The sequence below is a fragment of the Pseudomonas sp. P105 genome, assembly GCF_032614175.1.
GTDB lineage: Bacteria > Pseudomonadota > Gammaproteobacteria > Pseudomonadales > Pseudomonadaceae > Aquipseudomonas > Aquipseudomonas rhizophila.
In genome coordinates this window covers 2,302,376-2,325,093 of sequence record NZ_CP126693.1, presented here as the reverse complement: position 1 = coordinate 2,325,093, position 22,718 = coordinate 2,302,376, and the positions used below count along the sequence as shown (strand labels likewise).

Sequence of the window (22,718 nt, the reverse complement as noted above, 5' to 3'; positions counted from 1 at the left end):
ACGCATGAGTACAAGCTATATCCTACCTCCTGCCCTCCAAGCAATAACGCCTCCCTCAATGGACTTACCGGAGACCTCTGTGCAACGCTCAACCCTTTTCCTCGCCTCCCTGCTGCTAACCGCTTGCGCCAGCCACCAGACGCCGGCCGATAAACAAGCCGCCCTGCTCGCTCAACCGTTGACGCCCAACAGCCTGATGCGCGAGGGCGACGTCATCAACTTCCAGGTGTTTGCACCCCGCGAACCGAATTTGCCGTTCTGGCAAACTGTTCAGTTTTCGGCGGCCTGCTCGAAACCGCAGGTCACCCTGGTTTATTCGTTCATGCTCCGGCGCTCCTACTCCAGCAATACCGCCCAGTATGCCCCGGCGACTGCGTTGCCCGCGCGCTATCACAGCTCGCTGATGAACAACCGGGATTTCACGCAGGCGTGTAAAAGGCTACCCATCCCGGACTGGCGCCAAGTGGCGAAGGGCGAAGGTGAACGGTGGTTGTTGCTCGATAACAGCAGTTTGCAAAAAAATGGCAAACAGGTGCAGTTCTGGATGGCGTACGACGAGCCGAAGACACGTCTCAACCCGATTAGCAACGCACCTTTCACACAGATCCGTGAGCAGTACACGATGGACTGTGCAGCACGAAATGCCAAGCTGTTGGCCCGTTATTACCTCAATTCCAATAACGAAGTAACTGACGGAAAAGTCGAGATGTTTCCCGAGGCCAAGGTTATTGCGGCGGCCGACGAGGATCAGTTGAAGGTGTTTGAACTCGTGTGCAGCGCGACGACAAGCATTGCCGGTCTGCCGGCGCTCAAGTCGCGCACCAAGGCACCGGTGGCGGCTGACGCGCTGCCCGACATCAACCCAGGTGTGTTGAAGAGTATCGAGCAACTGCACATGCCGCCGCCGGCCAAGACGCTGACCTATATAGAGCTGGCAGGCACCGGCAGTAATGCTGAAAAAAGCTGGCCAGAACGCACTGAGTACTTCCTGTCGACCGACCCCGCGACCCAGCAGCTCAACATTGTTCACAAAAGCGAATACCTCAATGGCCGCCAGATCAACTGGCGCGGCCTGATCAGGCTTTCAGGCCGAGAGCAGGCCACCCGCTCGGAAAACACCGTAGTCGTCAACAGCCTGAGCTTTCGGGGTGATTGGCAGCACATGCCTGTGGGCAGTCAGTTGAGTTATACCCAACGGGGCAGCATCACTAGCGATCTGCTTGGAACCATGGGCGATGAGCCGAAAACCGTCGACTGCACCGTCGACAGTGAAGGCCCCGCCAAACGTTTGAACCCAGGCTTGAGCGGCAACGCCAAGGCGTTGAGCTGCCATCGTCAACAGCGCCCAAGCACAACCCCCGTGCCGCTGGAGCATTATTACTATTTGGTTGACTATGGTTTCTTCTATCACGCCAGCACGGACAAAAAGGACTTCATGTCCATCAACATGCGCGTGCAGAGTGTAAAGTGAGGATGTGACGAGCGAGCTTCGTTTATTGCCCGACGGGCCGCTCATACCGCCGCTGAATCCGCTCCACCTCGCCAGAACGCCGCAACTGCTCCAAAGCCTTGGCCCACGCGGCCACCACCTCATCGTCAGAGTCAAGGCTGAAGGCGATGTACAGCGATGACCGATAGAGTTCGATGGGGATTTTGCGCAGTGTGCCCGGTGCGATATTCAACTGGCGGCTGTAGTAAGCCACCCCGGCATCGGTGTCACCTACGATGATCTTGGTCCGCCCGGCGAGCAGCATGCGGTAGAGCAGCTTGCTCTCGGTAGCACTTTTGTCCAGGTTGTTGAAGCCCAGCGACTGCAGCATCTGCGGCACCAGGCCGGCATGTCGCGTGGTGATCTGCGGGGCGTGCAGCAGTTGTTCCAGGGAATTCACCGGCGGCGTACTGGCCAACTGATAGGCATGAATGGACTCTTCCACGATCGGCCCGACCCACTTGTACAACGGCTCGCGCTCCGCCGTGCGAAACAGCGAGAACATGATGGTCTTGCTTCGGGTCCTCAGTACCTGGGTGGCGCGCATGCTGGGCTGCAACAGCACCTCGAAGTCATCCCCGGTCAGTGCCATGATGGCTCGCACGATTTCAGTGGTCATGCCGGTGAGCTGGTTGTTCTCCTGATAGTTGTACGGGGCCCATTCTTCGGTGACCACCTGATACGGCTCGGCCCTGGCAACGCCAGTACCGAGCAGCAGACAGAGCAGCGCTGCGACAGGTGTCGATTGTTTCACGGGTTCTCCTGATGGGCTGCTTGGTGTTTATGGGGGACCTGATAAGCATAGCCTTAAACACGCACCAAACAGTTGGTGCGCCCCTTCAGCGGGGATAAACCCCCTCGCCACGGGCTCACCCAAGCGCGTCACTGCGCCCGGCCATCAGCCACAACGATGCGTCGTATAACCGAGGCAGGCGTTCCCCCCGTCCCGCCGTCGCCTTATCTTTGCTCCAGCGATCAATGAGGTTCGCGCTGCCCAGGATTCCTGCCATGCACACCCAATCCATTCTCCATCGCACAACATTGCTAGCTGCCCTTTTTCTCACGGCAGCGATCTACCCCCTGACTTCCACCGCAACGCCAATAGAAGCCTCGCGATCACACAAACCCCAGCTGCCGGGCGTCTATCGATTCCAAGTGGGTGAGGTACAGGTCAGCGCACTGAGCGACGGTACGCTACCGCTTAATCTTCACCCGCTGCTGCGGGGCATCAGCACCGGGCAAATAGACGCGCTTTTGCAAAAAGGCTTCGTCCGTAACCCGGTGGAAACCTCGATCAACGCCTACGTGATCGACACCGGTTCTCATCTGGTACTGGTGGATACAGGCGCCGGCGAACTGTTCGGCAATGTAGCCGGCAAACTGCCCCAGAGCCTGGCCGCCGCTGGCTATCGGCCGGAGCAGATCAGTGACATTCTGATCACCCACATTCACACCGATCATTCCGGCGGGCTGACGCGGGATGGGCAGATGCTATTCCCCAACGCGACCATTCACGTGGGTCAGGCCGATGTGGATTTCTTCCTGGATCCGGCCAACCTGAGCAGAGGACTCGAACCCAAGCACCTGGAAGAAGCGCGCAAGACGATTGGCCCCTACCTTGAGGCGGGCAAGGTCAAGACGTTCACCGCAAAGACCACCCTCCTCCCCGGCATCACCGCCATCCCGACACCGGGCCACACGCCGGGCCATAGCTTCTACAGGGTCGAGAGTCAGGGCCAAAGCCTCGATTTCTGGGGGGATATCCTGCACGTCGGCCTGATCCAGTTCGCCCGGCCCGAGGTGACCATCAGTTTTGACGTCAATCAGGACAACGCACGAGCCCAGCGGCTGCGTCAGTTCGAAACCTCAGCCGATGAAATGCGCCTGTCTGCGGTCGCGCATTTGCCCTTCCCCGGTATCGGCCATATTCGACGCGAAGCCGGAAAGTATGAGTGGGTGCCGGCCCAGTATCGCAATCGCGACTGAAACGCTTGATCTTGTGGGAGCGAGCTTGCTCGCGAAGGCGGTGGCACATTCCCCATCGGCGCTGACTGACACTCCGCTTTCGCGAGCAAGCCCGCTCCCACAGGGGATCTGCGGTGAATGAAGATTCTGCGGCTGGCGCCGATCAAGGGTGGGAGCGAGCTTGCTCGCGATGGCGGCGGCACATTCAACATCTTTGCTGACTGATACACCGATTTCGCGAGCAGGCCCGCTCCCACAGGGGATCTGCAGTGAATGAAGATTCTGCGGCTGGCGGTGATCAAGGGTGGGAGCGAGCTTGCTCGCGAAGGCGTAGGCACATTCCCCATCGGCGCTGACTGACACTCCGCTTTCGCGAGCAAGCTCGCTCCCACAGGGGATCTGCGGTGAATGAAGATTCTGCGGCTGGCGGTGATCAAGGGTGGGAGCGAGCCTGCTCGCGAAGACGGCGGCACATTCCCCATCGGCGCTGACTGACACTCCGCTTTCGCGAGCAGGCTCGCTCCCACAGGGGATCTGCGGTGAATGAAGATTCTGCGGCTGGCGCCGATCAAGAGTGGGAGCGAGCTTGCTCGCGATGGCGGCGGCACATTCAACATCTTTGCTGACTGACACACCGCTTTCGCGAGCAGGCTCGCTCCCACAGGGGATCTGCGGTGAATGAAGATTCTGCGGCTGGCGCCGATCAAGGGTGGGAGCGAGCTTGCTCGCGATGGCGGCGGCACATTCAACATCTTTGCTGACTGATACACCGCTTTCGCGAGCAGGCTCGCTCCCACAGGAGATTTGCGGTGAATGAAGATTCTGCGGCTGGCGGTGATCAAGGGTGGGAGCGAGCTTGCTCGCGATGGCGGCGGCACATTCAACATCTTTGCTGACTGATACACCGATTTCGCGAGCAAGCCCGCTCCCACAGGGGATCTGCGGTGAATGAAGATTCTGCGGCTGGCGGTGATCAAGGGTGGGAGCGAGCCTGCTCGCGATGGCGTAGGCACATCCCACATCTTTGCTGACTGACACACCGCTTTCGCGAGCAAGCTCGCTCCCACAGGGGATTTGCGGTGAATGAAGATTCTGCGGCTGGCGGCGATCAAGGGTGGGAGCGAGCTTGCTCGCGATGGCGGCGGCACATTCAACATCTTTGCTGACTGACACTCCGCTTTCGCGAGCAGGCTCGCTCCCACAGGGGATTTGCGGTGAATGAAGATTCTGCGGCTGGCGGCGATTAAGGGTGGGAGCGAGCTTGCTCGCGAAGGCGGCGGCACATTCAACATCTTTGCTGACTGATACACCGCTTTCGCGAGCAGGCTCGCTCCCACCTGCGCAACGCTATACAAACCGGCACCTTGTTTGATTTCATGCCCGCACAGCAGCCTGTCTGATGGCGCTGATCGGGAGATGAAGATGAACTACACAGATTTCGACGGAGCGTTGCTGCTGGCACTCAAGGCGCTGCTGCAAGAGCGCAATGTCACACGTGCCGCTGCCCAGTTGGGCATCAGCCAACCGGCTCTGTCGGCACGGCTGGCGCGTCTGCGGGATATCCTGGCGGATCCGTTGTTCGTCCCGGCGGCGAACGGTCGTGGCGTGGTCCCCACGCCCCGGGCGCAGGCACTGGAGCAAGAGTTGCTGCAAGTGCTCGAAGGACTCAAACGCCTGGTCAGTCAACCGGAACGTTTCGATCCGGCCACCACGACCCGCACCTTCGTCATCGCCTTGTTCGAAACGCCGGCGGCCGTTCTGGCGCCGGATCTCTGCGCCCGTCTGAAGCATGAGGCAAAGCATGCAAAGCTGGCGTTCATCCATCCCCCACGCGACGTGTTCGAGCGTCTTGAGCAAGGCCAGATCGATCTTCTGATCACCGTGCCAGGCGCTCTTCGCGACGACCTCATGCAGCGACCTCTTTGGGAGGATGGCTTCCTGACCGCCCAGCGCAAGGGCCATCCTCGCGGCACGGGACCACTTGATCTCGAGACGTTTTGCGCCCTTGATCATGTGCTCGTGTCCTCGGAAGGCGGGCGTTTTGCCGGGGTGGTCGACGAGGCACTGGTGGAGATCAACCAGGTTCGCAACGTCGCCTTCTCCATTCAGAATTATGCACTGGCGCCGCTGCTCGTTGCGTCCACCGATACCCTGTGCACACTGCCCTCGCGCTTCCTCTGCCAGTACCGCGACCGGTTGGACCTGTTCGAACCACCCCTCGAGCTGACGGCGCTGCGCCTGGTGCTGGCCTGGCACCCGCGCAATAACAAGGATGCCGGCCATCAATGGCTGCGCCGCCAGGTCTATCTCAGCGCGGAACTGGAGCCCGCTTGAGTGCTCCAGCGTAGGGGGTCCATCCAAGCGCGCCGCAACCATCGGTTATGCGTATAGCAGCTATCGATAGCGCAGCGGTTCTCGGTAGCAGCCTCTCTCTCTAATCTGCCCACCAACGCGATCGACGGCGGTCGCGACAGGTCAAACCGACCCCTATGGAGAGAGACGATGAACACACTCAACCGCACCATGGCCATCGCGACGCTGGCACTGGCAACCCTCAGCGCAGAAGCTGCCTCCCCCGCCCAGACCGCTGCGAGCATGTCCGCCGTCGGCAGCATGATCCAGTCCGCCAGCTATATCACCACCCGGGATGGCGTGCAGCTGTACTACAAGGATTGGGGTCCACGGGATGGCCAGGTAGTCACCTTCAGTCACGGCTGGCCGCTGAACGCCGACAGCTGGGAAGCGCAGATGATGTTCCTCGCCTCGAAGGGTTATCGCGTCGTTGCCCACGACCGTCGCGGTCATGGCCGCTCCAGCCAGCCGTGGGAAGGCAACGATATGGATCACTACGCCGACGATCTGGCGGCGGTGATTGAAGCGTTGGACTTGAAGGATGTCACCCTGGTGGGGTTCTCGACGGGGGGCGGCGAAGTGGCTCGCTACATCGGTCGCCATGGTACAAGCCGGGTGAAGAAGGCCGTGCTGGTTTCCGCCGTCCCACCGCTGATGCTCAAGACCCAAACCAACCCCGGCGGTCTGCCCATCGAGGTGTTCGACGGGCTGCGCAAGGCGTCCCTGGAGAACCGCTCACAGCTTTACCTGGACATCGCCTCCGGTCCATTCTTCGGTTTCAACCGCGAGGGTGCCAAGCCATCCCAAGGGCTGATCCAGTCGTTCTGGGTGCAGGGCATGCAGGCGGGCAGCAAGAACACCTATGAGTCGATCGCGGCCTTCTCGGCCACCGATTTTCGCGACGACCTGAAGAAGTTCGATGTGCCGACGCTGGTCGTTCATGGAGACGATGATCAGATTGTTCCCATTGATGCTTCCGGTCGGGCCTCGGCGGCGCTGATCAAGGGTGCACGTCTGATCGTCTACCCCGGCGCGCCGCATGGCCTGACCGATACGCACAAGGACCGGCTGAACCAGGATCTGCTGACGTTTCTTCAGGAATAAAACAATGACATGCACTGCATGACCTGTGTGGGAGCGAGCCTGCTCGCGATAGCGTCGGAACATTCACGACCCCGACCAGGCGACCTAGCGCCATCGCGAGCAGACTCGCTCCCACCTTTGTCCAGGGGCGCCCAGATTCTGCGCCCACTTTGCAGAGCCCTTCTCAGGAAGGGCTTTTGCGTTCTACGCCTCTCACGTCAAACGGCTTGTGGTCGGCACGCTTATCAATTCATGTGAACCTAGCCGTCCTGCAACCCTCGGATATTCAAGACGTACCAAGGGTGATCCACATGACAATCGAAGACACTTTATTACGTCAACGCAAGGTACTTGCCGAGTTCGGCGAGCTAGCCCTGGTTTCAGACGATTTTGAACACATCCTCGACGAGGCGTGTCGTCTGGTCGGTGAAGCACTGGAAACCCATCTGGCGAAGTTCATGTCGCTGGAAGACGACGGTGTCACTTTCCTGGTGCGCAACGGTGTGGGCTGGTTGCCGGGGGTCGTTGGCGAAGTCCGGGTTCAGGCACTGGAAGGCACCCCGGAACGGTATTCCCTGGACTCCGGCGGCGCCGTCATTTCCACGGACATTGCGACAGAAACACGCTTTCACTATCACGACTTCCAAACGCGCAACGGCGTCCAAGCGTTCGTCAATGTGCTGGTACACGGCGCCACCGAGACGCGCCCCTTCGGCATCTTCGAAGTCGACAGCCGCAGCCCCCGGCAGTTTAGCGAGAGCGACATCGACTTTCTGCGCGTCTACAGCAACCTGCTGGGTGCGGCGTTGAAACGCGCCAAAACCATGCAGGCCATGCGCCTGACTGAAGAAAAATTGCGGGAAAGCGAAAGACACTATCGAATCGCCGCGCAGCTTAATCCACTCTGGCCCTGGACGGCCGACAGCCATGGCGCGGTGACATCGCTGGATCAACGCTGGTATGAATACACCGCACGGTCGCCGGAACAGACACTGGGGCGCCAGTGGTTGAACGCAACGCACCCCGATGACCGCATATCATTTGCCCGGTTGTGGAATCAGTCGCTGGCGAGTTTGCAACCCTTCGACGCACAGATCCAGTTGCGAAAATCCACGGGGGAATATCGATGGTTCAGAATCCGCGCGTTTTGTAGCCTGGATCCCGAGGGACGATGCGAGCGCTGGTATGGCACCGTCGAAGACATCAACGAGCGGGTGCAACTGGAGGCGGCGCTCAGGGACTGGAACGACCTGCTCGAAGACCGGATTGCAACCCGTACCCAGCAGCTTGAAGCCGAACAACAGGAGCGTGCGCTGGCCGAGTCGAAACTGCGGCAAAGTCAGAAGATGGAAGCGGTAGGCCAACTGACGGGGGGTATTGCCCACGACTTCAACAACCTGCTGGCTGGCATCAGTGGCAGCCTTGAGCTGATGCAACGGCACATCGACCGTCAACGCTACGACGAACTGTCTCGCTACAACTCCGTCGCCCTGACCTCAGCGACACGCGCAGCCGCACTGACCCAGCGCCTGCTGGCATTTTCCAGGCAGCAATCGCTAGAACCGGAAGTTCTCGAACCGCGCAAAGTGGTGGCCGGCCTGGAAGAAATGATCCGACGCTCCGTGGGCCCGAGCATTCATGTCGAATGCGCTTTCAGGGGGCATGATCCGATCAAATGCGACCCCAATGGACTGGAGAACGCCCTGCTCAATCTGGCCATCAACGCCCGGGATGCGATGCCCGGTGGCGGAACCTTGAAACTTGACGTGCAACGCTGCGTTATCGACGCGACATCTTCCAGCGAAAAAATGATGCCGCCGGGCCCATATGTGGCGATCTCGGTCACCGACTCGGGCACGGGGATCAGCGCCGACATCCTGTCTCGGGTGTTCGATCCGTTCTTCACCACCAAGCGCATTGGCGAAGGATCCGGCCTGGGCCTGTCGATGATCTACGGGTTTGCCCAGCAATCCGGAGGGCAGGTGAAGATTCAGAGCAGCGTCGGCGTGGGTACGACCGTGACAATGTATTTTCCGGTTGTCAGCCAGTCCCCCATCAGGGTGAAAAGCGCGCATCTGGATGACACCGCACCCTTGCAGCCCGGCGCCAACGAAACCATTCTGGTGGTGGATGACGAAGCGGCGATTCGCCAGTTGGTCTCGGAATTCCTGACTGAAACCGGCTATCACGTCATCGATGCGCTGGACAGCGTCTCTGCCCTCAAGCAGGCCGATAAGACCGAGCATATCGATTTATTGCTGACAGATATCGGCCTGCCGGGAACCATGAATGGCATCAGCCTGGCGAATGAAATGAAGGCCAGATATCCCTCGCTGAAAGTGTTGTTCATCACCGGATTTGCCGAGGGGAAAAATCTGGTTTCGGTCGACACCACGACCCACGTACTGGCCAAACCTTTCAGCTTGACTGACCTCGGCCGACGGGTGAGTGCGTTGATTCACGCCAGTGAGGACAGCGCTGGATGACGGGGCCCCTTTTCCTTTGAATCAGTGCCGCAACAGTTTGCGCAACGGAATCTCGTCCTTGCGTACAGAGGGTACCGTTCGGTGGCTACAAGCGTTCCGGCAATGGCCGTGAGTATGGTCTCCATGGGTTTGAGGAGTACCTGGAGATCAAGGCGATTGTGGGCTTTGGCTAAGACCCGCTACCGCGCCTACTCCTCGGAGCGCCCCGTACCCTCACGATCATGCGAGTAGTGCCTGGTGAACGGAAACGCCGGCAACCAGGACTCACGGCGCACGGTCCAGCTTTCGTAGGTGGGCATCAGTTGATCCGGGGCATCCAGCGTTCCCAGGTTCACTTCCACCTCGTCGCCGCTACGGGCAAACACCGACGAGCCGCAGCGCGGGCAGAAGAAGCGCCCGGCGTAGTCCCGGGTTTCGCCCTCGATCGTCACGGCATCCTGGGGGAACACGGCGGAGGCGTAGAAGAGCGCCCCGTGATGCTTGCGGCAGTCGAGGCAGTGGCAAAGACCAACCCGGTACGGGCGGCCCGTGGCTTGGATGCGAACGTTGCCGCACAGGCAACCGCCGGTGAATCGGTCCATGGTGCGTCTCCTCTGCAGTCATGCGATCGGGTTTCATAACCCGGACCGGTCGATAACAGGCGCATGCTGCGCCATCAACTCCACGACCCATTCGATAAATACCCGCAACTTGGCGCTGATGTGTCGGTTAGGAGGATAGGCCACGTAGAGCGGCATCGGGTCGAGGCGCCAGTCTTCGAACAGGCGCACCAACTCACCGCGCGCCTGATGGGATCTGGACATGTACTCGGGTAGCCAGAGCACACCCAACCCCGCCAGACCGGCCGCCAGGTAGGCGTTGCCATCATCGACGGCCAGTGCGTAGCGTCCTTTGATGTGCAAATGCTCGCCGTGGTTGTGCATGGCGTAAGGGAGCGGTTTGCCGGTGCGCGCCCAGAGGAAGCCGACGATGCGATGCTGGGAATCTTCCAGTTCTCGCGGATGCGCAGGCGTGCCCACGCGCTGCAGATAGCTCGGTGCGGCAAACACGCCAAGAGCCAGGTCGCCGACGCGCCGGGCGATCAGCGACTGGTCCGTCAGCTCGCCGCCGCGCACCACGCAATCGACGTTTTCATCGAGCATGTCGACGATGCGGTCGCTTGCGCCCATGTCGATCTGAATGTCCGGGTATCGCGCGTAAAATTGCGGCAATGCCGGCACCAGGATCATGGTTGCCAGCGGGCTTGGCACGTCCACTCGCAGTCGCCCTCTGGGCAGTGCCTGAGCGCCGGACAGGCTGGTCTCGGCATCGTCCATGTCGGCCAGCAGGCGAATCACCCGCTCGTAATAAGCGGCGCCGTCAGCGGTGACGTTGACCTTGCGCGTGGTGCGGTTGAGCAACTTGACGCGCAGCCGGGCCTCCAGTTGCTGCACCAGTTGGGTCACGGTGGTCTTGCTCATATGCAGTGTTTCGGCGGCTTTGGTGAAGCTGCCCGCCTCCACCACTCGAACGAATGCCTGCATCGCGTCGAAACGATCCATTACTGCCCCGGTGTCCGTCAGATTGTTTGGATTTTACAAACAGTGATCGCCAAGGTTGCTCGTTTATCGTCCGCGCACAAGCCCCTAGAGTGTTTTCAACATTGAATCCGACCCTTTGATGGAGGCACCCATGACACAGCGCGATGTAGTTTTCCCCGCCGGACGCCAGGCACTTTATGAGCGTAATCGCTATTCGCCGGCGATTCGTTCCAATGGCTTTTTATTCGTATCGGGGCAAGTCGGCAGCACCGAAGACGGCTCGCCAGAACCCGAACTGGAGGATCAGGTTCGGCGGGCGTTCAACAACCTGAAGGCGATTCTCGCCGCCGCCGATTGCACCTTTGATGATGTGGTTGACGTCACCGTGTTCATCGTCGATCCAGAATCGACATTCGAAACGATCTGGAAAGTGGTGCCCGAATTCTGGGGCAGCGCACCGCATCCAACACTCACGGCGGTGGGGGTGACGTGGCTGTATGGTTTTCAGTTCGAGATCAAGGTGATTGCCAGGTTGCCTGAAGCCGCACAGGGATGAGCTGACTGGCGGTGGGTCAGGTTGCAGCCATGTTGAATGTGCCGCCGTCTTCGCGAGCAGGCTCGCTCCCACAGGGGGTTGTGTTGACCCACCCATCGAGACCGACACAGATCCAATGTGGGAGCGAGCCTGCTCGCGATAGCGGACTGTCAGGCTGCGCCGCTCAACCTTTCAACGCTGCTTCAATGGCCGCGATGTCGATCTTTGTCATCTCCATCATGGCTTCGAACGCGCGCTTGGCGGCTGCCTGATCGGGATTGGCTATCGCGGCAGTCAGCACGCGCGGGGTGATCTGCCAGGACAGGCCCCACTTGTCCTTGCACCAGCCGCAGGCACTGGCCTGGCCACCATTGCCGATAATCGCCTCCCACAAACGGTCCGTTTCGGCCTGGTCATCGGTCGCGACCTGGAACGAAAAGGCTTCGTTGTGCTGGAACGCCGGGCCTCCGTTCAGCCCCAGGCAGGGAATGCCCATTACCGTGAACTCGACCGTCAGCACATCGCCCTGCTTGCCCATCGGGTAGTCACCGGGGGCGTGATGAACAGCCTGCACCGCACTGTCCGGGAACGTCGCGGCGTAGAACTGCGCAGCCTCCAGCGCAGCACCGTCGTACCAGAGACAAATCGTGTTTTTGTTATTCATCCGATCTCTCCGAGAGATAACTGGACGGTAAAGTCTAGCAGTCTCTGCGTCGGCGCAAGGCTAGCGGACCAGTGGACTCATCCGCTCCCCATGACTGACCATCCAGCGAATCATGCTCGCCAGAGGCACCCGGTAATTCTGGATGTCGCACGCGCCAACCTGGTCATGGCTGTACAACTCCAGGTAACGGCTGAGCAGTAAATGTCGGCCATCCTCCGTCAACTGCAACTCGATCTCCCGGCAATGCAGAATGCCTTGCTCAAGGTTTTTCACTCGCCGGTGCAGAACCAATACTGGGTTACTCATCAACGGTCTCTCCCTCCGGGCAAGCGGCGTCGTCCCCCGCCACCGCGCCCAACTTGCCCTGGGCGACAAAATCGGCGCGCCGCTGCGCTACCGCGTCACGAAGCGCCACGTAGTAATCCGGCCGGGCCCGCAACTTGTCCGTCAGCGGGAGCGCCTCGGCACGACCATCAACGACCCCGCCTACGGTATTGATCGTGCCTAACGTATCGACCGTATCGCTGTTGCTGCCGAACGGATCGACCGCAGAACTCAGCAGTTTGCCGGTTGCGTCGCGCAGGCTGGACGTTCCCAGCAGCGGCAGTTCGACGATCGGCCCGGGAGCGATGTTCCAGACGCCGAACGTCTGGCCGAAATCGGCCTTGTGGCGTTCGATACCCAGTTTGCCCGACACATCGATCAGCCCGACGATGCCTGCGGTGGTGTTGATGACGAAGCGACCCAGGGTGTTGACCGAGCGTTGAGCGTTGCCTTGCAGCAGATCGTTGATGAAGACCTTGGGCTCACCGAAGTTCGCCACGAAGTTATGCACCCCCGTCTGCACCACATCCGGAAGCTTGAGATAACCACGGGCAACCGGGGCCAGCGCATAGTCATCGACAGTCCGGTTGAAAGCGAAGATGCCCCGGTTGACGGGCTCTGCCGGATCATCGACGGTGTAGCTCGCACGTTCACAACTGCCAGGGGTTGCAGCGGGCGTGCTGGTGCAGCCGCTGGCGAATGCCACGAGTCCTACGACAACAGTGCAACGAACAAACAGCGGAGCGGGCTTGGTGATCGGCATACAAGGCTATCTCGGCGAGGAATTGGGGCGATACCGGTCAGTTTGGGAAGACACCGCCGTACACAGCTCTGGTGGCGAGGGTTGTGTTGGGTTGGCCGTCGTTTAACTGACTGACATCGGGTGATCCTGCCCCTGATTCTTTGCCTGAAGATTTCCACAACATTGCCCGTCGGCAACTTTATTACCGAGTTGAAATATATGACGCAGGCCCCGGATTGACCCTAGTATCCCCTTCTGTATTCATTGCCCTGCGTGCCCACTGTGAGCCATCTATTACTGGTGGACGACGACCTCGAAGTCCTCGCCCTCTTGCGCAAATTCCTCGAGCAACATGGCTATAGCGTCGAAGTGGCCGCCGACGGTGCCGCCCTGTGGCAGGCGGTGGCGCGTCGATTGCCGGACCTGATCATCCTCGACGTCATGTTGCCGGGAGACAGTGGACTGGTGCTCTGCCAGCGACTGCGGGCCGAACATACGGTCGGCATCATCATGCTCACGGCCATGGGTGAGCTGAGTGATCGCGTCGTCGGTCTTGAGCTGGGGGCGGATGATTACCTGACCAAGCCGTTCGATGCGCGCGAGCTGCTGGCCCGGGTGCGCGCCGTGCTCAGGCGCACCGGCGAAGCCAGGGGCACATTGAACAACAATTCGCGCCTGATTCTGGAATTCGAAAATTGGCAACTGGACGTCACCCGCCGCGAGTTGCGTTCACCGGACAAAGTCATGATCCCGCTGTCCACCGGCGAGTTTGAGTTGCTGCTGGTCTTTGCCGAACACCCGCGCCGGGTCCTCACTCGCCAGCAACTGCTGGACCTGGCCCGCGGCGAAACGTATGACGCGTTCGATCGCAGCATCGACGTCCAGGTCAGCCGGCTGCGCCGCAAGCTGGAGAGCGATATCACTGGCCCATCGATGATCCGCACCATTCGCAACAGCGGCTACCTTTTCAGCCCCCATGTGGTGAAGCGATGAAGCCCCGGCACTCAGCTTTCCATCGGCCACGCGATACGGTAGCCCGCTGGATTGCCCTGACCACCATGCTCGCCATGCTGACTTTACTGGCCCTGAACGAGCTGTTCGGCCTGTTGGCTGGGACCTGGGCACGCCCTCCCCTGATGGAAACCGGCCTGATGGAGAAAGCCGCCGCCATCACTCGTATCATCGACTCGGTGGCGCCCGGACAACGGCCCGATATCGCCAGGGCGGCCAGCGACCAGGCGTTCGCCGCACAATGGTTGCCCCGTCGTGAAGACGCACGAGTGCCGGTGATCGACGACCCACAGTTCAGTGAGGGGGCGACGTTCCTGCGCAAGCAACTGGGCAGGCCCGAGGCCAGGATAGAGGCCTTCGAGCCCGGCGATTGGCCCGCCGATCATCCAGACAGGCGCTACGCGGTCCTCATCCAATTGGCCGACGATTCCTGGGTGGAATTTTCCGTAGCCTCTCGCAGTTGGGGCCTGAAAGAGTGGATGCGCAACCTGATCATTATCGGGCTGATTCTTCTATCGACGTTTATCGTCGCCCTGATTGCTACACGGCATCTGGCAACACCGCTGGAACGCTTTGCCGAAGGCGCCAGGCGCTTTGGCGTGGACTTCCGGGCGCCGCCCATCCCGGTGGTCGGGCCTCACGAAATCCGTCAGGCGATCCTCGCGTTCAATGCCATGCAGGCCCAGCTGCAACACTTCGTCCAGGACCGCACGCAGATGCTCGCAGCCATCTCCCACGACCTGCGCGCCCCCCTGACCCGCATGCGCCTGCGTGGAGAGTTCATCGACGACGCCGAACAGCAATCGAGGCTGTTCAGGGACGTGGATGAAATGCAGGCGATGGTCAATAGTGCGCTGGAATTCTTCCGCGACGAAGCTCGGCTCGAACACGCCACCGCGTTCGACCTGGCCGAACTGCTGCACACGGTCGTCGACGACTTCAAGGATGCCGGCACCGAGGTTTCATTCGAGGGCGCTCCTCGTTTCGTTTACATGGGCCGGCCCATCGGGATCAAGCGAGCGCTGGTCAACCTGATCGACAATGCGAGCAAATATGGCAGCGAGCCGGGCGTTCAGCTCAAGGCGTTCATGGACCGTGTCGAAATTCGCGTCCACGACCGCGGGCCTGGTATCGCCCCGCAGTTCCACGAGCAAGTCTTCGCGCCCTTCTTTCGCATCGAAGGCTCGCGCAACAAGAACACCGGCGGTGTCGGGCTGGGGCTGTCGGCAGCGCGGGCGACGGTGCTGGAGCATGGCGGGACGCTGACCCTCAGGAACCGGCGGGGCGGCGGCCTGGAGGTCAAGGTCTCGCTGCCGCTCAATTGACCCCGGCACCATACGCCGGCAAACAATGTTCTAAACAACACGCGCCTTCCTCGGTAGGATGTCCGGCCTTTTGACCAGGACCGGCCTCCCGGAATTGCCCTGATGATTCTGATCATTTACGCCCACCCCTACCCTGACCAATCACGGGTCAACCAGCAAATGCTCCAGCGCGCATCCAGCCATCCGGACGTGGTCATACGGTCCCTCTACGATCTTTATCCGGACTTCGACATCGACGTCGAGGCCGAACAACGCGCCATCGAACAGTGCCAACTGCTCGTCCTCCAACACCCGATGTATTGGTACAGCATGCCGCCGCTGCTGAAATTGTGGATCGATAAAGTGTTCACCCATGGCTGGGCCTATGGCAGAGACGCCACAGCCCTCAAAGACAAGCCTCTGCTGTGGGCCGTCTCCACGGGTGGCAACCACGATCATTTCCAGATCGGCGCCTACCCGGGCTTCCAGGTGCTGGCCCAGCCCCTCCACGCAACGGCCGTCTACTGCCACATGCGCTGGTTGGAGCCGGTCGTGGTACACGGCGCGTATGCGGGCGCGTCCGAAACCCTGGATGCACAAATCGAACACTACAGCGCACGCCTGGCCTCCTGGAAGGAAGATTGATATGGAGACTCACAGCCTGATTGAACTGCTTATCTACCTGGGTTCGGCAGTGTTGATCGTGCCGATTGCCGTCAGGTTGGGCCTGGGCCCGGTGTTGGGTTATCTGCTGGCCGGGTGCGTGATCGGCCCGTGGGGACTCAAGCTCGTTACTGACGTAAAGGCGATTCTGGAATTCGCCGAAATCGGCGTCGTCCTGATGCTGTTCGTCATCGGGCTCGAGCTCGATCCCAAGCGGCTCTGGGCATTGCGCAGGATGGTGTTCGGTGGCGGCGCCTTGCAGATGCTCGCCTGTGGCGGGGCAATCGCGGTGTTCTGCGCGGCCCTGGGGCTGAATTGGACGGCCGCGTTGCTGGTCGGCCTGACCCTGAGCCTGTCCTCCACGGCCATCGCCATGCAAGCCATGAACGAGCGCAACCTGACGTCGACCGCCGTCGGGCGCAGCAGCTTCGCCGTCCTGCTGTTCCAGGACATCGCGGCCATTCCCCTGGTTGCCATGATTCCGTTGTTGGCGGCCCACGGCGACACGCCGTCCGGCACCGCCCTGGTGCTTTCGATTATCAAGATCGTCGTGGCCATCAGCGTCGTCGTGCTGTTGGGACGCTACGTGACACGCCCGCTGCTGCGCTTCGCCGCGCGCTCGGGTCTACGTGAGATCTTCAGCGCCGTGGCGCTGTTTCTGGTGTTCGGCTTCGGGTTTCTGCTGGAAGAGGCCGGCTTGTCGATGGCCATGGGCGCGTTCCTCGCCGGGGTGCTGCTGGCCAGCTCTGAATACCGCCATGCCCTGGAAAGCGACATCGAACCGTTCAAAGGCTTGCTGCTGGGGCTGTTTTTTATCGGTGTCGGCATGTCGATCGATTTCGGCACGCTGATCAATGCTCCGCTGAAGGTCATGACCCTGACCCTGGGTTTCATTCTGATCAAATTGCTGGTGATCAAGGCCGTCAGCCGTTTGCTGAACGTCCCTGCCGGCCAACGCTCATGGCAAGCGGTGTTGCTCGGCCAGGGCAGCGAGTTCGCCTTCGTGGTGTTCGGCGCCGCCACGCTGGCCGGCATTCTGACCGACCAGTGGGGCAAGAGCCTGACGCTGGCGGTGGCCCTGTCCATGTGCCTGACGCCTTTGCTGATCCTGCTGCTGGATCGAATAGAGTCCGCCACCAAGAAAGACCGCCAGGAATCCGACCTCGTCGATCAGCAGAACCCACGGGTGATCATCGCCGGGTTCGGTCGCTTCGGACAGATCGCCGGGCGTCTCTTGATGTCCTGCGGCGTCGAGGTGGTGGTGTTGGACCATGACCCCGACAACATCGAGACGCTGCGCAAATTCGGCGTAAAAGTGTTCTACGGCGACGCCACTCGCCTCGATCTGCTCCACGCGGCCGGCGCCGGCCAGGCGGTGGTGCTGATCAATGCGATTGACGACCAGCAGGACAACCTGACGCTGACCCGAGTGGCCCAGGAGCACTTCCCCGCGTTGAAACTGATCGTCCGTGCGCGGGACATGGGGCACCTGATCTCCCTGCGGCAGATGGGCGTAGAGACCGCCGAGCGGGAAACCTTCGAGAGCGCGTTGGCATTGGGCCGAAATGCGCTGGTGCAGATGGGCGTCGGGGCTTACGAAGCGCGCGAGCGCGCGGATCAGTTCCGTCGTTTGAACCTGCAGATGCTGGAGGAAATCGTCGCCCAGCCGGAAGACGACCTCAAGTTCAGGCACGACGCCTACCAGCGCGCCAACGCGTTGCTCACCGAAATGTTCAACGAAGACCGTGCGCGCCCCGTCGACAGTTGGCCTGACCATCATCGAAACGAAACGGATGAGGCGCGCAGCTGATCCGTCCCCCGGCGTCACACCCGCCCGAACTGGCGCCGGTACTCCACCGGCGTCAGCCCAGTCAGTGCCTTGAACATCCGTTGCAGGTTGGAACTGCTGCTGAAACCCAGCTCGGCGCCGATGCTGGCGAGGGATAATGATGTCAGCGTCAGGCGTTCGCTGACCTGGTTCAGCTTGATGCTCCGGGCGTACGCTGCGACGGTCTGGCCCGTTTCGCTGCCGACCTTGCGCGCGAGCGTGCGTTCGGACATGGCGAGCCGCTCCGCCAGCGCCTTGACCGTGATGTGCTCCGCTGGCATTTGCTCGATCAGCCCATGCAACCGACGCAGCAACCCATCGGGCTGCTGGACCAGGGCGATCCCTTGGAACGCCGCGTGAGACACCGCTGGGCGCGCAAGCACCATGAGCCGGGTAATGTCGCGCAGCACATCACGGCTGACGCTCTGTTCGATCAATTTTTCCGCGATGGGCAAATAACCATTCACCCCCGAAGCGGTGGCGGTTCGCTCATTGAACACGCAGTTCTGATCGCTTTGCCAACGGACTTTTCGATACTGCGCTTGCATCGCCTGAGCCAGCCACCACGTCACCGTCGCGCCCTGCCCGTCCAGTTGCCTGCAGGCGGCCAGCAGGCAGACGCCTGTGCAGTAAGCCCAGAGCTGAAGGTGTCGGGGACGTTTCGACAGTGCTTTCAACAGTTGGGTCTGCCCGGTAAGTACCGCGTTTACCTGCTCGGCCGATTCGGCCCAGAAACCGGGAACCAGGACGGCGTCGAGTTCGCAGCTGCCCAGGGCCGCCTGCGCTTGCAGGCTTATGCCATGTGCACAGGTTACCGGGCCTGCTTGCAGTGCGACATAAGTCGCCTCGAACAACACCCGGCCGCTTCGGCGGTTGGCCGCATGCAGCAGATCGGCGAACGCAAACAGGCCGGCAGGCATGCAACCGGGAAACAAGAGTAGACCGACACGGAGTTTTTTGGGCATGGCTTGAAATGAATCAATGATGTCAGATTCGGCCATTATGCCCATCACCGCAGATCGACACCATGAAGCGCTCGCCCAAAAAAGGAACGCTCCATGAAAATTCAGCAAGTTCGTAACGCCACGATCATCCTTGAATCCGGCCCGTATCGCGTGCTCGTCGATCCGATGCTGGCCGGCAAAGGCATGCTGCCGCCGCTTCGGTTGTTCGGCGCCACCCAGCGCAATCCGCTGGTGGAACTGCCAGCCGCTACGACTGGCGACCTGGAGACCGTGACTCACTGCCTGATCACGCACTGCCAGAAAGGCCATTTCGATCATCTGGACCGAGCGGCCAAGCGGTGGTTGAGGGAAAAACAGATCCCGGTGATCTGCACGCCTCATGATGCCCCCTACCTCGCCAAGCGGGGCTTGAATGTCCAGCCGCTTGCCAAGGAACACCAACAGCCCGGCGCATTTTTGGGCGGCACGATCCGTACAGTCAGATGCACCCATGGGCAGGGCCTGGTGGGCAAGCTGATGGAACACGGCGTCGGTTACCTGATCGAGCTGCCTGGCGAACCCAGCGTCTACCTCACCGGCGACACCCTGCTTAGCCCCGCCGTGCGCGAGTTCGTCTTGCACCATCAACCGCAGGTCAGCGTGGTGCCGGCAGGCGGGGCCAGGTTCGATTTAGGCGGCGACATCATCATGGGCATCGAGGAAACCCTTGAGTTCGCCCGCTTGTCTCGCGGAACCGTGGTCGCCAATCACCTCGAAGCGCTCAGCCACTGCCCGACGACGCGCAAGGCACTGCGCGACGCCGCCGCGATGGCCGGCCTCGAAGGTCGGATACGGGTACCGGAAGATGGCGAGACGGTGGTGTTCCAGCCTGCCTGAACCAACCCGTCCAACTCGGTCAGCATCTGCACTGGAATCCTCCGCTCGCTTGCCGTGAGGTTTTCCCGCAGGTGCGCCACTGACGACGTACCGGGAATCAACAGGATGTTTGGCGCGCGTTGCAGCAGCCACGCCAACGCCACGTACAACGGCGACGCCTCCAGGCGCGCCGCTACGCTCGAAAGAGCTTCCGACTGCAGCGGCACGCATCGACCCTGGCGTCCATGAGCAGAAAGGAAATCACGAAAGGCTCGACGATGGACGGTAAACTGGCCGCGCAAGGGCCGCTTGCGTCGCGACCGCCCCATTACCCTTTCCTGAACAAGAGGCTTTCATGGCAAACCAAGACATCACGTTCATCCCCGACCCGGACGCGGACTCCATCTCTTCCGACGTCGCCGGCTTCGGCGGCCTGCTGGTTTCCACCCAGATCCCCACTCGCCCTGACGGCAGCCTGGAACTGGGTGACATCACCTTGCAAAGCGAATGCACATTGCAGGCACTCAAGACTGCCCTGGAAGGCGCCGGCAGTTCCATGGACCGGGTCTTGCACCTGACCATCTACCTCACCGACATGGCCGACCGTGCGGCCTTCAACGAGGTGTATCAGCGTTTCTTCGCCAAACCCTGGCCGGTACGCGCCGCAGTGGGCGTGGCGGCGCTGGCGGTTGAAGGAATGCGAGTGGAAGTGACTGCGATGGCGGCCAAAGGCTGAGGTTACGGCTGTTTTTGATCGTTCCCACGCTCTGCGTGGGAATGCATCCCGTGACGCTCTGCGTCACCTTCCAGAAGCGGAACGCGGAGCGTCCCTGGCGACGTTCCTACGCAGGAGCGTGGGAACGATCGATAATCCAAAGTGCCCTTTATGGCGAGGGAGCTTGCTCCCGCTCGGCGGCGCAGCCGTCGCAAACTCAGGTTCTTGATGAGCTCAAACCCGCCGGACCTGTCCCAAATGTGCGATTTCCACGAAAACAGTCATTTGCGCACCTAGCCCAAGCCTCGGCGCCTGTCTAAAGTGCGGCGTTTTCCACCCTCGCGGGCGTATTTATGAATCTCTGGTTCCGACTGTTGCTCATGCTGTTTCGTCGTCCCTGGCGCAAGCCGACCGGCCCCCTGGATACCACCGTGGTGCGCATGCGGGTGTGGCCGTTGGACCTGGACCTCAACCGCCATGTCACCAACGGCCGCTATTTCACCCTGGCCGACGTAGGGCGTATGGATTACGTGCTGCGCAGCGGCGCCTACAAAGTGGCCTTGCGCAACAGGGCAGTGCCGATCGTGGGGGATGTGTGGGGTAAGTTCCGCCGGGAGCTGAAGCTGTTCGAAGCGTTCGAGGTGCACACCCGCCTGCTGGGCTGGGACGAGAAGTGGACCTTCATGGAACACCGCTTCCTGAGCCAGGGGCGCGTGGTGGGCGTGGTGATGATGCGCGGCCTGTTCCGTTCGGCCCAAGGCACGATTGCACCGGGAGAGTTTATTCGCGCACTGGGGTTGGCCGAACACTCACCGGCCATGCCCGAATGGCTCAGCGCCTGGTCGCAAAGCTGCGATGACATGAGCCTTGGGCTTCGGGAGGAGGAAAGTGCTCGTACTGTTGACTAGCAGTGACTGGATCAGATCGATCCGCGCCAGCCGGCACTGCACATCCCTCCCCCACAACAGCGTGAGTCTTACTGAACGGTTTTCAACTTGACCACATCACCGGACACCTTGGTGGTGTAACCGGTCAGGACCCAGGCCCAGAACCAGTCTTCCTGCACTTGGGTGTTGATCATGGCGTCGCCGCCCTTGGCCAGGATCGCGGCATTCTGAGCGCGCACGAAACGGTTGTTCTGGCGGATCGGGATCATGCCGAACAGCAGCAGGCCGGTGGCTTTCGCTTCACTGTGGCCGACCACGGTGTATTGGCTGCTGTCGTACTGCTTGGTTTTCATCGGGGTGCCGGTGCAACCCGCCAAGGCCAGGCCAACCAGTGCGCAGGCGACAATTTTGCTGAGGTGGTTCATTGAATACTCCATGAGAAAACGCCCGGGATCCATCTCTCGGGCGGCGCGTACTCTAACCGATCAGCGTCAAATTGACATCACTGCGCTCAACCGGCCGCAAGGCTCAGCGCAGAGCCATTCGTCAGTTGCCTCTGCAGCTAAACAGGCCCCCGTCGATACCATGGACACTGTGCCACGGAAGGTAATCTTGCCCATTCCGGCTGATGAGTAATGGCCGGTTCCGTCGGAGCATTGACCATGATCGATTTGACTGTCTGGAACATCACCCTGCCCGTGCAGACCCCGGCGCAAGTCGTGGCGACCAAGGCCATGCCGACGCTGCAGAACAAGTATTTCAACCGCTCCGGCGAGCGGATTGTCTTCTGGGCGCCGGTGACCGGCTCCCACACCGGTAAAAGTGACTACCCGCGCTCCGAATTGCGCGAAACCACCAAAGACGGCAAGTTGCGCAACTGGCGTTACAACAGCGGCGTCAATACCCTCAAAGGTACTTTGGCGGTGAACCAGGTCCCTTCCGAGGGCCGTGTAGTCGTGGCGCAGATCCACGCCAAGGATGCCCCTACGCCGCTGTTGAAACTGGTGTATCGCTACGCCAAGGGCACCGGCAACATCGATGTGGAATATCGGGTAAAACCCAAGGACAAGAAGAGCCCGGTGATCTATACCGTGCCAAAAGTGGCACTGAACAAAACCTTCAGCTACTCCCTGCAAATGGACAAGCAAGGCAAGCTCACGGTGCTGATCAACAACGTTGGCAAGCAGGTGAAGCTGGACCGCGCCTGGCATGGCTACAACTTTTACTTCAAGGCCGGCGTCTACACCCTGGACAACGTCGGTTCTTCCAGCGAAGGCGGGAAAGTGACCTACACCAAACTGGACGTCAGCCATAAATGACTGACGTCCAG

Annotated in this window: 23 protein-coding genes and 1 pseudogene; 15 read left to right on the top strand and 9 right to left on the bottom strand. The window is 60.8% G+C overall.

Going from position 1 to position 22,718, the window contains the following annotated elements; genetic code table 11:
- Positions 1–4: 4 nt before the first annotated feature.
- A complete protein-coding gene (locus QOM08_RS10530; RefSeq protein WP_223194458.1) occupies positions 5–1,471 on the top strand; it encodes a surface-adhesin E family protein in 1,467 nt (488 codons plus the stop codon).
- 22 nt (positions 1,472–1,493) lie between these two features.
- Here the strand turns inward: QOM08_RS10530 and QOM08_RS10525 are convergent, their stop codons facing one another.
- On the bottom strand, positions 1,494–2,243 hold the full coding sequence (locus QOM08_RS10525) for a substrate-binding periplasmic protein (protein WP_107322769.1): 750 nt from the start codon (positions 2,241–2,243) through the stop codon (positions 1,494–1,496).
- 254 nt (positions 2,244–2,497) lie between these two features.
- On the opposite strand from QOM08_RS10525, the gene QOM08_RS10520 reads away from it, so the two are divergent.
- The 5 genes from QOM08_RS10520 to QOM08_RS10500 all read left to right on the top strand — a co-directional run bounded on the left by QOM08_RS10520 (position 2,498) and on the right by QOM08_RS10500 (position 9,548).
- Positions 2,498–3,475 carry an MBL fold metallo-hydrolase gene (locus QOM08_RS10520; RefSeq protein WP_188251585.1) on the top strand — a complete coding sequence of 326 codons (978 nt, stop codon included), beginning with the start codon at positions 2,498–2,500 and terminating at the stop codon, positions 3,473–3,475.
- 1,401 nt (positions 3,476–4,876) lie between these two features.
- Entirely contained in the window at positions 4,877–5,788 is a 912-nt protein-coding gene (locus QOM08_RS10515; protein ID WP_083714446.1) for a LysR family transcriptional regulator, read from the top strand.
- Positions 5,789–5,956: 168 nt separating this feature from the next.
- A complete protein-coding gene (locus QOM08_RS10510; protein ID WP_076385384.1) occupies positions 5,957–6,910 on the top strand; it encodes an alpha/beta fold hydrolase in 954 nt (317 codons plus the stop codon).
- Between the two features lie 290 nt (positions 6,911–7,200).
- Complete coding sequence (locus QOM08_RS10505; protein ID WP_139050623.1) at positions 7,201–9,375, top strand: ATP-binding protein; 2,175 nt, start codon at positions 7,201–7,203, stop codon at positions 9,373–9,375.
- A gap of 20 nt (positions 9,376–9,395) precedes the next feature.
- Positions 9,396–9,548 carry an aldehyde dehydrogenase family protein gene (locus tag QOM08_RS10500; protein WP_310663005.1) on the top strand — a complete coding sequence of 51 codons (153 nt, stop codon included), beginning with the start codon at positions 9,396–9,398 and terminating at the stop codon, positions 9,546–9,548.
- Positions 9,549–9,563: 15 nt separating this feature from the next.
- Here QOM08_RS10500 and QOM08_RS10495 read toward each other — a convergent pair whose 3' ends face one another.
- Positions 9,564–9,956: a GFA family protein gene (locus QOM08_RS10495; protein ID WP_316912936.1), complete on the bottom strand. Its 393-nt coding sequence runs from the start codon at positions 9,954–9,956 to the stop codon at positions 9,564–9,566.
- A gap of 33 nt (positions 9,957–9,989) precedes the next feature.
- Positions 9,990–10,916, bottom strand: coding sequence for a LysR family transcriptional regulator (locus QOM08_RS10490; protein WP_139050625.1), 927 nt, complete (start codon positions 10,914–10,916; stop codon positions 9,990–9,992).
- A 130-nt stretch (positions 10,917–11,046) separates the two neighbouring features.
- Here QOM08_RS10490 and QOM08_RS10485 point away from each other — a divergent pair, with 130 nt between their 5' ends.
- Positions 11,047–11,451: a RidA family protein gene (locus QOM08_RS10485; RefSeq protein ID WP_139050626.1), complete on the top strand. Its 405-nt coding sequence runs from the start codon at positions 11,047–11,049 to the stop codon at positions 11,449–11,451.
- 163 nt (positions 11,452–11,614) lie between these two features.
- Here the strand turns inward: QOM08_RS10485 and QOM08_RS10480 are convergent, their stop codons facing one another.
- Genes QOM08_RS10480 through QOM08_RS10470 form a run of 3 tightly spaced genes read right to left on the bottom strand, consistent with a single transcriptional unit; the run spans position 11,615 to position 13,181 of the window.
- Positions 11,615–12,094: a VOC family protein gene (locus tag QOM08_RS10480; protein WP_139050628.1), complete on the bottom strand. Its 480-nt coding sequence runs from the start codon at positions 12,092–12,094 to the stop codon at positions 11,615–11,617.
- A 60-nt stretch (positions 12,095–12,154) separates the two neighbouring features.
- Positions 12,155–12,400: a hypothetical protein gene (locus QOM08_RS10475; RefSeq protein WP_047227683.1), complete on the bottom strand. Its 246-nt coding sequence runs from the start codon at positions 12,398–12,400 to the stop codon at positions 12,155–12,157.
- Positions 12,393–13,181 carry a VacJ family lipoprotein gene (locus tag QOM08_RS10470; RefSeq protein WP_139050629.1) on the bottom strand — a complete coding sequence of 263 codons (789 nt, stop codon included), beginning with the start codon at positions 13,179–13,181 and terminating at the stop codon, positions 12,393–12,395. The genes QOM08_RS10475 and QOM08_RS10470 overlap by 8 nt, the downstream gene beginning before the upstream one ends.
- Before the next feature lie 261 nt (positions 13,182–13,442).
- Here QOM08_RS10470 and QOM08_RS10465 point away from each other — a divergent pair, with 261 nt between their 5' ends.
- The 4 genes from QOM08_RS10465 (at position 13,443) to kefC (ending at position 17,948) form a co-directional block, all read left to right on the top strand.
- On the top strand, positions 13,443–14,153 hold the full coding sequence (locus QOM08_RS10465; RefSeq protein WP_047227685.1) for a response regulator: 711 nt from the start codon (positions 13,443–13,445) through the stop codon (positions 14,151–14,153).
- The gene (locus QOM08_RS10460; protein WP_139050630.1) at positions 14,150–15,496 is read left to right on the top strand and encodes a sensor histidine kinase; all 1,347 of its coding nucleotides are present in this window, start codon (positions 14,150–14,152) and stop codon (positions 15,494–15,496) included. Before QOM08_RS10465 ends, QOM08_RS10460 begins: the two co-directional genes overlap by 4 nt.
- 102 nt (positions 15,497–15,598) lie before the next feature.
- Positions 15,599–16,120 carry a glutathione-regulated potassium-efflux system oxidoreductase KefF gene (gene kefF / locus QOM08_RS10455; protein ID WP_047227687.1) on the top strand — a complete coding sequence of 174 codons (522 nt, stop codon included), beginning with the start codon at positions 15,599–15,601 and terminating at the stop codon, positions 16,118–16,120.
- Position 16,121: 1 nt separating this feature from the next.
- Positions 16,122–17,948, top strand: a complete 1,827-nt coding sequence (gene kefC, locus QOM08_RS10450; protein WP_316912935.1) for a glutathione-regulated potassium-efflux system protein KefC — start codon at positions 16,122–16,124, stop codon at positions 17,946–17,948.
- Positions 17,949–17,962: 14 nt separating this feature from the next.
- Here kefC and QOM08_RS10445 read toward each other — a convergent pair whose 3' ends face one another.
- A complete protein-coding gene (locus QOM08_RS10445) occupies positions 17,963–19,039 on the bottom strand; it encodes a GlxA family transcriptional regulator (RefSeq protein WP_257220821.1) in 1,077 nt (358 codons plus the stop codon).
- On the opposite strand from QOM08_RS10445, the gene QOM08_RS10440 reads away from it, so the two are divergent.
- The gene (locus tag QOM08_RS10440) at positions 19,025–19,807 is read left to right on the top strand and encodes an MBL fold metallo-hydrolase (protein WP_160892915.1); all 783 of its coding nucleotides are present in this window, start codon (positions 19,025–19,027) and stop codon (positions 19,805–19,807) included. The two genes, QOM08_RS10445 and QOM08_RS10440, sit on opposite strands and share 15 nt — an antisense overlap.
- Here the strand turns inward: QOM08_RS10440 and QOM08_RS10435 are convergent.
- Positions 19,807–20,010, bottom strand: a pseudogene (locus QOM08_RS10435) (aldo/keto reductase); the annotation flags it as partial. The gene QOM08_RS10440 and the pseudogene QOM08_RS10435 sit on opposite strands and share 1 nt — an antisense overlap.
- A 131-nt stretch (positions 20,011–20,141) precedes the next feature.
- Between QOM08_RS10435 and QOM08_RS10430 the strand changes: the two are divergent.
- Both QOM08_RS10430 and QOM08_RS10425 read left to right on the top strand, forming a co-directional pair.
- Complete coding sequence (locus QOM08_RS10430) at positions 20,142–20,522, top strand: RidA family protein (protein WP_047227689.1); 381 nt, start codon at positions 20,142–20,144, stop codon at positions 20,520–20,522.
- Between the two features lie 332 nt (positions 20,523–20,854).
- The gene (locus QOM08_RS10425; protein ID WP_047227690.1) at positions 20,855–21,409 is read left to right on the top strand and encodes a thioesterase family protein; all 555 of its coding nucleotides are present in this window, start codon (positions 20,855–20,857) and stop codon (positions 21,407–21,409) included.
- Positions 21,410–21,477: 68 nt separating this feature from the next.
- Here the strand turns inward: QOM08_RS10425 and QOM08_RS10420 are convergent, their stop codons facing one another.
- Entirely contained in the window at positions 21,478–21,813 is a 336-nt protein-coding gene (locus QOM08_RS10420; protein ID WP_047227691.1) for a lipoprotein, read from the bottom strand.
- Between the two features lie 237 nt (positions 21,814–22,050).
- Between QOM08_RS10420 and QOM08_RS10415 the strand changes: the two genes are divergently transcribed.
- Positions 22,051–22,707 carry a polysaccharide lyase family 7 protein gene (locus QOM08_RS10415; RefSeq protein WP_047227751.1) on the top strand — a complete coding sequence of 219 codons (657 nt, stop codon included), beginning with the start codon at positions 22,051–22,053 and terminating at the stop codon, positions 22,705–22,707.
- The last annotated feature ends 11 nt before the right edge of the window (positions 22,708–22,718 follow it).